3 protein-coding genes are annotated in these 15,465 nt (G+C 51.2%); all 3 read right to left on the reverse strand.

The window, feature by feature from the left end; genetic code table 11:
* Nucleotides 1-82 precede the first annotated feature (82 nt).
* From srfAD to srfAB, 3 genes are read right to left on the reverse strand one after another with little or no spacing between them, the layout of a single operon-like run.
* Nucleotides 83-814 (reverse strand): surfactin biosynthesis thioesterase SrfAD, encoded by a 732-nt coding sequence (srfAD, locus tag ACQE26_RS02515; protein WP_016937291.1) that lies wholly within the window; start codon nt 812-814, stop codon nt 83-85.
* A gap of 18 nt (nt 815-832) precedes the next feature.
* A complete protein-coding gene (gene srfAC / locus ACQE26_RS02520; protein WP_500470580.1) occupies nt 833-4,669 on the reverse strand; it encodes a surfactin non-ribosomal peptide synthetase SrfAC in 3,837 nt (1,278 codons plus the stop codon).
* 34 nt (nt 4,670-4,703) lie between these two features.
* On the reverse strand, nt 4,704-15,464 hold the full coding sequence (gene srfAB, locus ACQE26_RS02525; protein ID WP_500470581.1) for a surfactin non-ribosomal peptide synthetase SrfAB: 10,761 nt from the start codon (nt 15,462-15,464) through the stop codon (nt 4,704-4,706).
* Nucleotide 15,465 lies beyond the last annotated feature (1 nt).

A 15,465-nucleotide genomic window follows, 5' to 3' on the forward strand; every position in this document is an offset into this window, starting at 1 on the left:
AACATAAAATTTTTGATAAATGAGAAAACGATCGGGCAGATTTTGTTACAAAAAACAGACAGCGAATGCTGTCTGTCATAACCTATAACAATTGGCCTGCAGTGCTTCTGTTAATAATCTCATAGATTCGTTCCGCTACTTTTGCAGTTTCACTTAATATGAACATGTGGCCGTCGGAAAACTCGTGAAATACGGGATTTGCGGCCCATTTTTTCCATCCGTCCGCATCTTTGATACATTTTTTATCCTTCCGCCCGTTAAAAATATGGACGGGTGATTGAATGGTGTGAAGATCAGACGGCCGGAAGCTTTCAAGCGCGCGGTAGTCGGATCTGAAAGAAGGCAGGAAAAATGACATGACCTCCTTATTTTCCACTAACTCCTGCGGCATTCCGCCAAGCTCGATAATATGGGCGAGAAATTTTTCATCATCAAGATGAGAAACCTTTTTCCTTTCCGCATGCGGCGGCTGAATGGCTGAGATGATCACGGCCTCAGGGTAAATGCCTTCCCGCTCCAGCTTTTGCGCCAGCCTGAAAGCGACCATGCCTCCCATACTGTGCCCGAACAGCACAAACGGACGGTCAGGACGGAGATTCAGCTCCTGCTTGTACAAGCTGACGAGCTGTTCAAAATCCTCAACGGCGGACATTTGATTTGTCCCGTGTCCAGGCGGTTCCGCGGCAAGCATCTCACATTCCCCTTGGAGATAAGTGTGGAGCGGGCGGAATGATGCGGAATAGCCTCCTGCGAACGGAAAACAGATGAGCTGCGTTTTTTCTGTGGTATCGAACGATTTAAAGAGCTGGACCATTGGCGGCTTCCTCCTTTTCTATCGTGAAGTTGTCAGCTTCAGATGTTCATTTCTTAGGAATTCGAGCAAAAATGCCGCATTCCTTTCGAGATATTCACCCTGAAGCATTTCTGCGTGAGTCCCGCAGCCTTTCTTCACACGGTATTCACCTTTCGTAGCTTCCTCCCACGAAGCGAGCCACGGCGGCATCGCAAAGTCCGGTTCTGATGTTAATAGATCTATATCCGCATTGACGGTGCCGGTGCTGACGGCATGCACGAAATAAGAATAAAATGCATTTGTTTTTTTCGCGAGCCCTTCTTTGACGGCTTCGTTATTCAGTGCTTCATTGTCCCTGTTTACCTTCATCAGCGCCTCGACATCACTTTCTACGGTGCGGCCTTCCAAGTCGCTGACGCCTTGTTTTTTATAGGAATCAACCATGATCAGCCGCTCCACTTTACGTCCCCCGGCTTCAAGCCGTTTGGCGGTTTCAAAGGCGAGCGTGCATCCTGCCGAGTATCCGAACAGCTTGACCGGGCCTTCCGGCTGCAGCTGATTGATCAGCTCTGTGTAGCGTTCGATACGGCTGTCTTCCTCGATAAAATCGAACGCGCAGATTCTATAGCCGGACAGATGTTTTGCCAGCGGCTGGTACATCAGCCCGTAACCGAGAACAGGCGGGAACGCAAACAGTGTGTCAGACTGATTTTTATTCATGAGGGTGAGGTCTTTCATCCCTTTTTCTTCACCGTGAAGCAGATAATCGGCAATGCCTGCGATTGTCGGCGCTTCGAACAACAGCTTCACCGGGATGTCCGTACCGAGCTCTTTTTTAATACGGGACGCAGCCGTCATCGCTTTTAAGGAGTGCCCGCCGAGTGCAAAGAAATCATCATGAATGCCTATCTGCTGTCTGCCGAGAATTTCGGACCAGATGTGTGCAATCGTTTCTTCCGTCGCATTTCGGGGCCCAATCCATTCTTTCGCCAGCTGAGCGGGATCCGGTTTTGGCAGCATCCGTTTATTGACCTTCCCGTTTGTCGTTAAAGGAAGCTCCTCTAAGAAAGTAAAGGTTTGCGGCACCATGTAAGCAGGAAGCTGTTTTTTCAGGTGCGCCTTTACGTCTTCGGCTGACAGCTGCGCCCGGTTCACGAGGTAGGCGTTGATTGATGCATCTCCAGACTCATGGCGGTCAACAACAACAACCGCATCTTTCACACCCGGGTATTCCTGCAGCTGCTTTTCAATTTCTTCAAGCTCGATCCGGTGCCCGCGAATTTTGACCTGATCGTCAATACGGCCGGCGTATTCAATCGTCCCATCCGGCAGCCAGCGTGCCAAATCCCCTGTGCGGTAAAGCTTTTCTCCCGGCTTGAACGGATTTGGGATAAACATTTGCTCTGTCAGATCATGACGGTTCAGATACCCTTTTGATACACCCATTCCGCTGATGCACAGTTCACCGACAGCTCCGAATGGCTGGAGCTGGTTTTGCTCGTTAAGAATATAAACACTGGCATTGCTGATCGGCTTTCCGATCGGCAATGAAGAGATGGCATCCGGTAAATCATGCACGACGTGAGCTGTCGCAAACACCGTGCCCTCAGTCGGCCCGTAGCAATTAATCAGCTTGCCCGGCCCCATGATCTCAAGCGCTTTTCTGACGTGAGGCACAGACGCGCGCTCACCTCCGAATAACACGCAGCGAAGCCCTTTCAGCCAATCCTCTCCCGCATCGGTGAGAAGATTGAAAAGTGCGGTCGTCGCAAACATGACATTGACATTCTCCTGCCGGATCAGATCAGTCAGCCGTTCTGTATCAAGCATTGTCTGTTCATCCGCGATAATGAGCCGTGCCGCATTCAGTATTGACGCGTAGACATCAAAGGTAAATGCGTCAAAGGCGTAATTGGAAACGGATAAGAACGTATCTTTTTCAGAAAATGCCATGTAGTCTACATGCTTGACCAATCCTTGAATATTGGCATGAGTGGTGATATTGCCCTTCGGCTTTCCGGTTGTGCCGGACGTATACATAATATATGCCGGATCATCGGGTTCAATTGAGGTTGCAGGGTCGCTTGCCTGCTCTTCGAACCGTGCTCGATCATCGATGAAAAGTGTTGTTCCTGTATACGGCAGCTGATCCGCTTTTTCTTTCATCTCCTGATGTGTCAGCAGACAGGCTGCATCACTGTCAGTCAGCATATACGAGATTCGGTCCTCCGGCAGCTTCGGATCAACAGGGAGATAAGCCGCTCCTGCTTTTAGTACGCCGAGAATGCCGATCACCAGTTCAAGCGAGCGCTTCGTGTACAACGCGACAACGGAGCCTTTACCCGCACCTTGCTTTTGCAAACGGCGTGCAAGGCGGTTCGCTTCCTCATCTAATTCGCGATAGGAAAGAGTCTGGCCGGAATACGTAAGCGCCGGCGCATCAGGATGAACATTCACCGCCTCTTTGAACCAATCTGTCAGAGGCTTCGCCTGATGGTTTTGAGCCGGCGGGTTTAAGCCTGTAAGCAGAAACGCTCTTTCCTTTTCATCAACAAGACTGATCGTATGAACAGGCTGATCCGGCTTCTGGATGAGCTGCTGAATCGCTGTGAGAAGCTGTGATTTTAAGCGCTGGATAAATGCCTCATCAAACACATTCTCATTATAGGCAAGCTTAATCAGCATCTCATCTCCCGGGGAAGCCATCAGGTTGAGATCATAATTCGACTTCTCAAAAACATGGACATCCTCCATTTCAAAGCCGTTTTCATTGTTTTCTTCATTTTTTGCATCCTGAAGCGGATAATTTTCAAACACAATGATGTGGTCAATCAGCTTTGGCTGATCGGCCTGGCTTTGAATGTCATAGAGCGGCACGTATTGATGCGGCTCAGACTGCAACGATTGCTCCTGCAGCTGCTTGAGCAATCCGTTAAATGTGGTATCCTCAGACAGTTTCACCCGCCTCGGGACAACATTGATAAACAGCCCGACCATATGTTCAACGCCTTTGATTTCTGCGGGACGTCCGGAAACGACTGTGCCGAAGATCAAATCGCCGGACTGCTGGTAGCGGCTGATTAATACACTCCACACTGCCTGCAGCGCCGTACTCAAAGTGGTATGCTGTGATTTTGCAAGCTCGTTAAACGCCTTTGTGTCCGCCTCCGGCAGTGAGAAGAGCAGCTCTTTCGGCTCATAGCCGACCTTTTGTTTCTTTCTTTGCTCCGCAAATGTCGTTTGTCCTTCAAATTCCTCTAAGTACTCGCGCCAGTAATGCAGTGATGCTTGTTTATCCTGCTTTTCAAGCCACTTGATATAGTCCTTGTACGGTTTGACCGGCGGCAGGCTGTATGGCTTTTGTTCGCGCAGGGCATTGTATACCTTAAACAGATCCTGCACGACGATGCCAAAGCACCAGCCGTCCAAAATCATGTGATGATAGCTCCACACCCATTCAAAGCTTTCTTCAGCTTTTTTAAAAATAGCCGCACGCATTGGGATATCCCGCGTCAAATCAAACCCCTTGATCTTATCCTGTTCTTTGTATTCATTGATTTTGGCTGCTTGCTCGCTGCTCGGTAAGTGTGCCAGATCGATTTCTTCTATCTGAAACTGCCGTTTTTTCAATACGACTTGGACCGGCCTTTTTACTTTTTCGTGAATGAACACGGTACGAAATACATCGTACCGGTCCATGATCACATTCATGCTTTCTTCAAGGCATTTGATATTCAAGCTGCCTTTTACTTTCATTGTCATTTGTTCGATATAAAAGCTTTGGCCGGGATTCAGGAGAGTATGAAACAGCATTCCCTCCTGCATCGGCGACAAATAATACATGTCCTGAACTTGATCTTTTTTGAACTGGCTCATCTGCTCCGCTCCCCCCTTCTGTTAACTGTTTTTATCACGTTAAATTCTCCTCAAGCATGTCAAAGATGTCTCCCATTTCATCCATCTCCAGATCCTGCGCGCTGAAGTCGCTCGGCGTAAATTCTTTCTCTTCTTTGGCCGTGCAATGGCGGATGATCATTAGGAGGTTGTCTTTAAACCGCTGCATCTGTGCTTCGACGGTGCTTCTTTCATATTCTTCCTGATTGTATGAGCAGGAAATGACGAAGCGGCCGCCTGTAACCATCCCGCTGAAGCTCAGTGCGTATAACGCTTCTGACTCTTCGCTGACTTGGCGTCCCATATCATATGGAGACGGTTCAAACCATTCGGTTTTCACTTCATTGTCAAACTGCCCTAGGTAGTTAAAACTGATTTCAGGCGTGACGCCTTTTTCTGTTTCATCGGATGACAGATACCGGAGAATCCCGTATCCTACGCCTTTATCAGGTACGCGCCGCACCGTCTCTTTTACCGTTTTAATGACGGAAGAGACGCCGTCTTCCTTGCTGATCTGCAGAATCAACGGATATTGGGCCGTAAACCAGCCGACCGTCCGTGATATATTGACATTCGGTATGATTTCTTCCCGGCCGTGTCCTTCTAAGTTGATGCTGACTTTACCGTTTTCCGTCCATTCACCGATCGTTAAGCCGAGCGCGCTGAGCAGAATGTCGTTGATTTCCGTTCCGTACGGATGATGAACATCTGTAAGCAGCTGCGCCGTTTCTTCCTCAGTTAGTTCACATTTCACGGCCGCCGTATGTTTGACGAGCCGTTTTGTCGGCTCATGGTCTTTCGGCAGCGGCTGGAGTTCTTCTGCATCTGCCTGCGCCCAATAATCCGCCTGCTTCTTCAGCTCTTCTGATTGCGCAAACGTGCTCAGCGCCTCTGCCCAATCCTTAAAGGAGTGTGTTTTCTGCGGGAGGACGATGCTGTTTTGCTGCTGCGCCTGTTTATAACCTGAAGCGAAATCCTCAAGCAAAATTCTCCATGAAACCCCGTCCACGACGAGATGGTGAACCGCAATTAACAGATGATCGCCTTGTTCTGTCCGATATTGCTCCGCTTTTAACAGCGGGCCGTTCTTCAGATCAAGACTGCCCTGAAGCTGATCGGCAAGCCGCTGAATCTGGCTTTTCAGCATGTCTTCGTCTGTTCCGTACAGATCAACGATTTCAAAGCTTGCCTTGCATTCACTGACAGGGAGATATGTCTGAATGATGCCTTCCCTTTCTTCACGGTAAACCATCCGCAGTGCATCATGGTGTTCCATCAATGCTTGCAGGGTTCTTTCCACCAGAACCGGATCAAAGCCGTCTTTTGCGTGAAGCATGACGGATTGGTTCCAGTGGTGTTTGTCCGTAAAGTTTTTCTCAAAGAACCAGCGCTGGATCGGCGTTAATTCCGCTTCGCCTTCGACAGGTCCCTGGTCGGCCTGCTTGCCTTCCGTCCGCTCCACGTAAGAGACGAGCTCTTCAATAGTCGGGTGCTGGAAGAGATCTTTCATCTCCAGCTTGTAGCCGTGCTGATTCAGGCGGCTCGCCATTTGAATGCCTTTGATCGAGTCGCCGCCGAGCGTGAAGAAATTATCGCTAACGCCGATCTGATCCAGTCCGAGCACTTCCTTCCAAATGTCAGAAAGCAGCGTCTCCATCTCCGTTTCCGGCGCTTTGTACACGGCGCTTCCCGCTTCAATGTCCGGCGCCGGCAGGGCTTTTTTGTCAATCTTGCCGTTTGCGGTGACCGGAAGCTCGTCCATCTCCACCCAGAACGCCGGGACCATATAGTCCGGAAGCGTGTCTTTCAGCGCGGCTTTGAGCGCTTCGATATCGTCCTGCTGAGGTGCGACATAGGCGCAAAGCGCGGTATTGCCCGCTTTGTCTTCCACCGCCGTCACCGCCGCGTCATGAACGTCCGCAAGCTGGGCGAGACGGACTTCTATTTCTGAAAGCTCGATCCGGTAGCCGCGCACTTTAACCTGCTGGTCGATGCGGCCGATGTATTCGATGCCGCACTGCGCGTTCCATTTGACGAGGTCCCCGGTCCGGTACATGCGCTCGCCTGGCACAAACGGATCTGCGGTAAACCGCTTCGCCGTTTCTTCCTCACGGTTCAGGTATCCGCGCGCAAGTCCGCGGCCTGCCACGCACAATTCACCGGCAATGCCTTCCGGCTGCACCTGATCGCCGTCGCCGAGAATATACGCTCTCGTATTGGCAATCGCCCGTCCGATCGAAAGCGATCCTTCCTCCGGATTGATGACGCCGCTTGTCGCGACGACGGTGTTCTCCGTCGGCCCGTAGTTGTTGACGATTGTGTACGGCTGCTTCACCGCCCGCTTCAGCTTGTCGCCTCCGACGAGAAGCATGCGGAGAGAGCTATTTTCCAGCTCCATAAATTGTTCGGCCAGCTGCGTCGGCAGGAAAGTGATCGTCACGCCGTGCTCTTCGAAATAGTGATTTAAGCGGGTGATATCCAGCCGGATCGCTTCATCAATGACGTGAAGCTCCGCGCCGATGGTCCATGTTGGGAACATCTCCCAGATGGAGGCGTCAAAACCGAAGCCAGCGTATTTGGCGCTTTTATCCTCCGCCGTCATGGCGAATACGTCGTGATGCCAGAAGCACAGGTTCACCAGCGCATGGTGTTCGACCATGACACCCTTCGGCTGTCCGGTCGTTCCTGACGTGTAAATCATATAAGCGAGATGATCCGCCGTTGTTTCCGTCTGCGGGTTCGCTTCATCGTTTTCATCAAGCGGCAGGCTCAGAATAGAGCGGCTGCCGTCAAGCAGGATCGTATCTCCTGTGTAGCTTTCCGGCACGTCGAGCGCTTCCTGCGTGAGAAGCAGCTTTGCCCCGCTGTCCTGCAGAATGTAGCTGATGCGCTCTTTCGGGTAATCCGGATCAATCGGCACAAATGCCGCGCCCGCTTTCAGGACGCCGAGTACACCCGTGGCCATTTCCAAGGACGGTTTCGTCAAAATGCCGACACGTTCGTCAGCCGTAACGCCGCAGTCCATGAGAATGCGCGCGATTCGGTTCGCCCTTGCGTTCAGCTCGCCGTACGTCCATTTCGCGCCGTTGTATGCCGCAGCCGGACGGTTTGCGTGGCGGGCGGCCGTTTCTTCAAAGAGACGGTGAACCGTTTTGTCCCGCGGCACGGAAATTGTTTTTCCTTTCCATGCGTCAAGGAGGGCTTGTTTCTCGGCATCACTGATCAGGGAAATCTCAGGCAGCTTTCTGTCCGGGTTTTCTGCCGCTTGCTTCAAAATCCGCAGGAACCCGGCGCTCCACTTTTCAATTGTTTCTTTTTTAAACAGATCAGTCGCATATTCAAACTGAAGACCGAGGCCTTCTTGATCCGTAAAGCCGCCGAGTGTCAGATCGAATTTCGCCGTGCCTTGGTTCGACTCATACGGAGTGATGCGCAGGTTCTCCAGTTCCAATGTTTCTTTATCCGGATCTTCTGTCGTCACCATGACTTGGAACAACGGATTTCGGCTCATATCTCTCGGCAGGTCAAGCTTTCCGATCAGATCTTCAAACGGATAATCCTGATGCGCCAGCGCGTCGAGATTGGTTTGTTTCACCTGTTCGAGCAGCCCGGCGAAGGTCTGCTCTTTGCGCGTTTCATTGCGAAGCGCAAGCGTATTGACAAACATCCCCGGCATTTCCTGAACTTCGGCGCTCGTTCTTCCGGCAGTCACCGAGCCGATAATGATATCGCGCTGTCCCGTGATTTTGTCTAAAAAGACATGGAACGCGGCATGAAGCACCATATGAAGAGTCGCTCCCGATTGCTCCATTAATTCACGCACCGCTTTTTCCGTTTCACGCCCCGCTCTGAAGCGGACGGACTGTCCTTTAAAGCTTTGAACCGGAGGACGCGGAAAATCGGTCGGCAGGTTCAGTTCAGGAAGCTCACCGGAGAACTCGGAGAGCCAATATTGCTCGTGCTCTTTCATCCGTTCGGCCTGCCCGGGCTCATTCTGCCAGACGGCGAAGTCTTTATAATGCAGTCTCGGCGCCGGCAGACTTCCGCCTTTGTAAAGCTGAGCGAGCTCTTTGACCAGCATGCTTCTGGACACGCCGTCAGCAATAATATGATGCATATCCAAAAGCAGCAGGTGTTTCTGTTCATTCAGTCTGACAAGAGCGGCCCGAATGAGCGGAGCCACACTCAAATCAAACGGCTTAATGAATGCCCGAATGATAAGATCGGCTTTCTCTTCATCCGCTGCTTCAAAGATGTGAAGCTCGATGTCAGCCTGTTCTGTGATCCGCTGCATCGGCAGGCCATTTTGATCGATAAAGGACGTCCGCAAAGATTCGTGACGATTGATCATCTGATTGAGCGCTTCCTGAAGCCTTGAAATATCGACTTCTCCCTCCATCAGAAGAACGGACGGCATATTGTAGCTGATTGTGTCCCGGTCAAGCTGGTTCAGGACGTACATCCGTTTTTGGGCGGATGATAAAGGGTACGCGTCAGCGCTGTCTGCCGGTGAGATCATCCGATATTTCTCAGATACCGCTGAATTCTCGATATATGCGGCAAGCTGACGGACCGTCGGCTGTTCGAACAGCGCTTTTAACGGAACCGTTTTGTCCAGTTCAGCCTGGATATTGGCAAGGAGCATCATGCCTTTTAAAGAGTGTCCGCCGTAATCAAAGAAATTATCGTCGATGCCGAGTGTATCCGCACCGAGTGTCTGTTTCCAAATGCGGCACAGCTTTTCCTCCAATTCCGTTTCCGGCAAGGCTGAAGCTGTTTGCGCCGTTTGGCTTGCGCCCGGTTTCGGAAGGGCGTTTTTATCTGTTTTTCCGTTGGCTGTGAGCGGAATGCGGTCTACTTGCATGAAATAAGCCGGAAGCATATGAGACGGCAGCGTTTCGGAAAGCTGTTTGCGAAGCTCAGAGCCTTTCAGCTCGCTGTCGGCTTTATAGTACGCGCACAGTTCCGGCAGTCCGCCTTCGCTGACTGCGAGAACGACCGCCTCCTGAATGCCGTTTACGCTTAACAGCACGGTTTCAACCTCTTTTAATTCGATACGGTAGCCCCGGATTTTCACCTGATCATCCGCGCGGCCGATAAATTCAATCGTCCCGTCAGAAAGCCTGCGGACGACATCTCCCGTTTTGTACATGAGGCTGTCCGGTGAAAAAGGATGAGGGAGAAATTTCTCCGCCGTCAGCTGCGGACGGTGAAGATATCCTCTGGCAAGCCCTTTCCCGGTAATATAAAGCTCGCCGCTTGCGCCCGGAGGAACGAGCTGCATTGATCCGTCCAGCACAAGGGCGCCGGTATTTGCGATCGGGCGTCCGATGACGGGACGCTGCTCATATTGATCAAGCCGCTCCATATTGATCCGTCCGGCAATGGCGCCGATCGTCGTTTCTGTCGGCCCGTAGTGATTAATGAAGTCAGTATGGGCGTATACGTCATGAAACTTGCGGACATCGGACGTGATGATTTTTTCACCGCCAAGCACCACTAAACGAAGCGGGCTGAAACGGCGTTCTGCCGTAAAACGGGCAGTATTGACGATCATATGGAACAATGACGGCGTCAGTTTCATATACGTAATGCCGTTTTTCTGTATATATTCACCAAGCTGGTCAGGCGAAGTGTACGTCTCTTTCGGCACAATGTGCAGCTCGCCGCCCGCCTGAAGAATCGGGAATATGGCCGTATATCCGAGATCAAATGCGTAAGAAGACAGCAGCACGGATTTGTCAGCTTCGGTCAAACCGGCTTCACGGCTGAACCATGTGACATAATTGACTAGATTGCGGTGCTCCAGCTGGACGCCTTTCGGTTTGCCCGTTGTTCCCGAGGTATAAATGATATATGCAAGCTGGTCGGCGCCGGGTTCTGTTTCAAGCCGATCGGCGCTTTCGTTCTGCCATTCTCCGCCTTCCATTACGACCGTTTTTCCTTTATAAACGGCGGCCGCGGTCATGTTTCTCTCATTGACGACCAGAAGCTTCGTTCCGCTGTCTTCAAGAGAATAGCGGATTCTCTCTTCAGGCGTCTCCGGATCAATCGGGAGAAATGCCGCTCCGGCTTTCATGACGCCGAGAATCGCGGTAATCAAGTCGGCCGAACGATCCATCATAATAGCCACGACGTCCTCACTGCCCGCTCCGCACGCCTGAAGATGGCGCGCAAACCGGTTCGACTGTTCATCAAGCTCCCGGTATGTCAGACTTGTTCCGCCCGCAACCGCCGTGAGATCAGGCGTTTTTTGCGCTTGCCGTTCAAACAGCGAAACAAAAGTGCCCTCAGGGAGATCCGCTTCCGTACGTTTTTCATCAGAGAGGAGCGCTTCCCGCTCAGGTTCAGATAACAGGCTTGCTTCGGCCAGCTGAATATCCGGATTTTCAGCGCAGGCTTTAATCAGATTGACAAAATGAGCGCTCCAGCGGCGGATGGTTTCGTCCGCAAATAAGGCTTTTGCGTAATCAAAGCTCAATCCGACCTCATCTCCGCGCTCAGCCGCTTCTAAAGAAAGATCAAATTTAGCGACATGATGATGCATGGAGTAAGAAGAAATCTCCAAATCTCCGAGCCGCAGAGACGGGATCTCCATGTTCTGCATATTAAATAACACGCTGAACAGCGGACTCCGGCTTGTATCCCTCGTTAACGGCAGTTTTTCAATTAATTCTTCAAGCGGATAGCTTTGATGCTCGAAGGCTTGAAGACTCGCTGTTTTCACCTCGTCCAGAAATTGCTTGAACGTTTTTTTGCCGGCAGGATGCGACCGAAGCGCGACTGTGTTGACAAACATGCCCGGCACCTCTTGGAGATCAGGATGCTGTCTTCCGGCCGCCGGAGATCCGACTATGATGTCTTCCTGCCCTGAATATTTGGACAGCAACACTTGAAAAGCGGCTAACAAGAACATGTACATCGTCGTATCCGTATCAGCCAGCAATGTCTTAATCTGCGCCGTCACCTGTTTATCAAGTCCGAAGATGACGCGTTCCCCTTCAAAACTGCGCTCGGCAGGACGCGGGAAATCAAGCGGCAGATCCAACACCGGCAGATCGCCTTTGAACGTTTCGAGCCAGTAAGCCTCGTGCTGATCCAGATTTGCTTTTTCACGCTGCCAGACTGAAAAATCCTTATAATGAATCTTTGGCAGTGCAAGCTCCGTGCCTTGATAAAGCTTTGCCAGATCACCGATGAAAATGCCCATAGAGCTTCCGTCCGTAATAATGTGATGCATGTCAATCAGCAGAAGATGACGGTCAGCTTCAAGCCGGATCAGCTTCGAACGGACGAGCGGCGCACGGTTGAGCGCAAAGGGTCTGATAAAGGCTTTTGTCAGCTCTTCCGCATCTTCTTCCCGGCCCTCGGCGGTTTCCAGCTGAAAGCTCACATTTTCATGAATGGTCTGCACGACTTCTCCATCCGCCATGTCAAACGATGTACGCAGTGTCTCATGACGGTTGATTAATGCCTGCATGGCCTCTTCAAGACGGTTTTTGTCTACTGATCCTTCCAGCAGAAGTACAGCAGGGACGTTGTAGCTCGTGCTGGCCTGTCCGAGCTGATTAAGGATATACATCCTGCGCTGTGCTGAGGAAACAGGATAATGCTTCTGATGAGGTGCTTGCCGGATCGGTTCAAACTGCTGCTCCTCCTCACTCTCATGCTCCAAATAATGCGCAAGCTCCTGAATGGTCGGCTTTTCAAATAACACTTTGATCGGCACTTCTTTTTGAAAGTGCTCCTGAATTTTAGCGGTCATCATCATGGCTTTTAAAGAATGTCCGCCAATCGTGAAGAAATTGTCAGTCACACCCGCTTTTACGCCGAGAATGCCTTCCCAAATGTCTGCGAGTTTCTGCTCCGCTTCCGTTTTCGGCGCTTCGTATTCTTTTTGAACGGCTTCAGTCTGCGGTTCAGGCAGCGCCTTTTTATCAATTTTTCCGTTCGCCGTCAGCGGAAACTGACTCATCTGTATGAAGTGCGCGGGAATCATGTATTCAGGAAGTGATTCCGAAAGTGTTTTGCGCAGGTCTTCCGGTGAAAGGTCCCGGTCTGCGGTAAAGTAAGCGCAGATTTCATTTTCATCCGCTTTATTTTTCCGGATCACAGCCGCAGATTCCGTCACATTCTGCACCTGGCTGATTTTCGCCTCGATTTCGCCGAGCTCGATTCTGAAACCGCGGACCTTTACTTGATTGTCAATTCTGCCGAGAAACTCGATCGTGCCGTCCGGAAGCCACTTCGCCAAGTCCCCCGTCCGGTATATCATTTCATCCGGTCTGAACGGATCGCGGACAAATTGCTTCTCCGTTAGTTCAGGCAGATTCACATAGCCTCTTGCCACTCCGCTTCCCCCGACGCACAGCTCACCGGGAGCGCCGATCGGCTGAAGGTTGCGGTTTTCGTCCATAATGTACGCAGTGGAATTTCCGATCGGCTTCCCGATCGGGACCGAGCCGTCGTAGTCCTGATCAATGAGAAAACTCGTCGAAAACGTCGTATTCTCCGTCGGGCCGTAGCCGTTCCAAAGAGACAGCTCCGGTGACGCCTTTCTCACCTTGCTGACGATATGCGGTACAAGCGCATCACCGCCGATGATAAGGTGCCGGAGCGTGTTAAACATGCCGGCATCCTTTTGGGCAAGCTGGTTAAAAAGCGGAGACGTCAGCCACATGGTCGTGATCCGCTGCTCTTTCAAAAATTGGGCGAATTGTCCGGCGTCAAGCAGCGTCTCTTTTTTAACAGGATAAAGCGCAGCTCCGTTCAGCAATGCACCGAAGACTTCGAAGGTTCCGGCATCAAAGCTGACGGCTCCTGTTTGCGCCATGCGGTCTTCTTCATGAACCGGCACATAATTCGAATGTTTGACGAGCCTGATGATATTTCTGTGTTCAATCATGACGCCTTTCGGTTTGCCGGTCGATCCGGATGTATACATAATATACGCCAAGTCGTTTCCGCCGGCAGGGAGACTCAAGTTTGTTCCGCTTACCGTTTCATCCGCGCCTTCATCCAGCATGATGACCGGGACTTGCAATGTGCCCGCTTGCTCCAGATAGTCCTGAACTGTCAGCACGATCTGAATCGAACTGTCTTCCGCCATAAAGCGGAGACGGTCCTCCGGAAAAGCAGGATCAATCGGCACATATGCGCCGCCTGCTTTTAGGACAGCAAGCATGCCGATAACGGTTTCCGCAGACCGGTCGTTCATAATAGCGGCGGTCCGGCCTTTTTCCAGCCCGTTCTTCACAAGATGTCTCGCCAGGCGGTTGGCCGCTTCGTTCACTTCACGGTACGTCCATTCGCGCCCCTCTTCTTTTATCGCGATGCTTGCGGGCGTCCGGTTTGCCTGTGCTTCAAACAAACGGTGAACGGCCTCTTCTTCCGGAAGCGCCGTTTTCGTATCGTTGAATATGTCAACAATCTGCCGCTCTTCTTCGCCTGAAACAAGGCCTAGATCCCGAACGGGCGCGTCAGGCGTTCCGACCGCCGCTTTCATCATGCGGGTCAGATGGTGCGCCGTTCGTTCGATGGCATCATGAGCAAAAGCCGCTCCGTTGTATTTGATTTTGACAGTCCACGTTTTTCCCGGATACACGATGAGATTGAAATCAAAGCTCGTCTGCTCAAAAGCATGTTCAACTTTAATGGAAAAGCCGAGTCTTTCCTCCATGCCCCCGTTTTCCAGCTCTTTGTCCAGCGGATAGTTTTCAAAGGCGACCAAATGATTCAAAAGGCTGCCGTCCAGAGCGGAGCGCTTTTGAATGTCATAGAGCGGCACATAATCATAGCGCTCGGCTTCCACGGCGTTTTTCTGAACTGCCGTCATCACGTCAGAAAAGGCTGCTTCTTTGTCAATCTTGATTCTGACGGGGATCGTATTGATGAACAGCCCGGCCATTGTTTCTATGCCGTTGATTTCTGAAGGACGGCCTGATACAACAGTGCCGAACACCACATCGTCTGTATAGTTGTATTTGCTGAGCACTGCGCCCCACACCGCTTGAAACAGGTTAGGCCCCGTGACTTGATGCCGGTTGGCGGTCTGCTGAATCTGCGAAACCAGCTCTTCATCCCAGACAAAAGAATATTCTTCATTTTGATAGTCTTTCTTTTCTGCTGCCAGACGGCCCGGGAGCAGGCTCGGCTGTTCGAAATCCGCCAAGCGGCTGCTCCAATATTGTTCTGCCTCGTCATAATCCCGGCCTCCGAGCCATTTGATATAGTCAGAGTAAGGTTTGCCCTGGCTTCCTCCGGCAGGCCGGCCGGCACGAAGCGCTTCATAGTTTTGAAACAGGCTTTTCATCAAAACGCCCATACTCCAGCCGTCCATGACGATATGATGATTGCTCCAGACGAGATACAGCTCCTTCTCACTGAGTCTGAATACCGCCGCTTTAAAAAGAATATCCTTCGCCAGATGAAAGCCCTGCTGCTGCACGTCGCGTTTATAGCGTTCAATATATTCGGTTTGACGAGCTTCATCTAATTGACTGATATCTTCATAGTGCACTTTCGTCTTCCGTTCGGCCAATACGACTTGGCGCGGTTTTTGAAGCTGCTGGTGCACGAATACCGTTCGCAGGATGTCATATGTCCGGATCAGCTCATTGACACTTTTTTCAAAAAGCTCGAGCTGAAAGCTTCCGTGAATCCTAAGCTCTAATTGTGTGAAGTAGGAGGAAGAATGCGGATCAAGCAGCGCATGATACAGCATTCCCTCCTGCATCGGTGTGAGTGCATACACCTTTTGGATTGATTTTTTGCTCATA

The sequence above is a fragment of the Bacillus sp. 5RYD7K genome (genome assembly GCF_059831465.1).

Bases quoted from the DNA above. Each gene is read 5' to 3' on its own strand.
- srfAD (WP_016937291.1), bottom strand. From the start codon at position 814: ATGGTCCAGCTCTTTAAATCGTTCGATACCACAGAAAAAACGCAGCTC.
- srfAC (WP_500470580.1), bottom strand. From the start codon at position 4,669: ATGAGCCAGTTCAAAAAAGATCAAGTTCAGGACATGTATTATTTGTCG.
- srfAB (WP_500470581.1), bottom strand. From the start codon at position 15,464: ATGAGCAAAAAATCAATCCAAAAGGTGTATGCACTCACACCGATGCAG.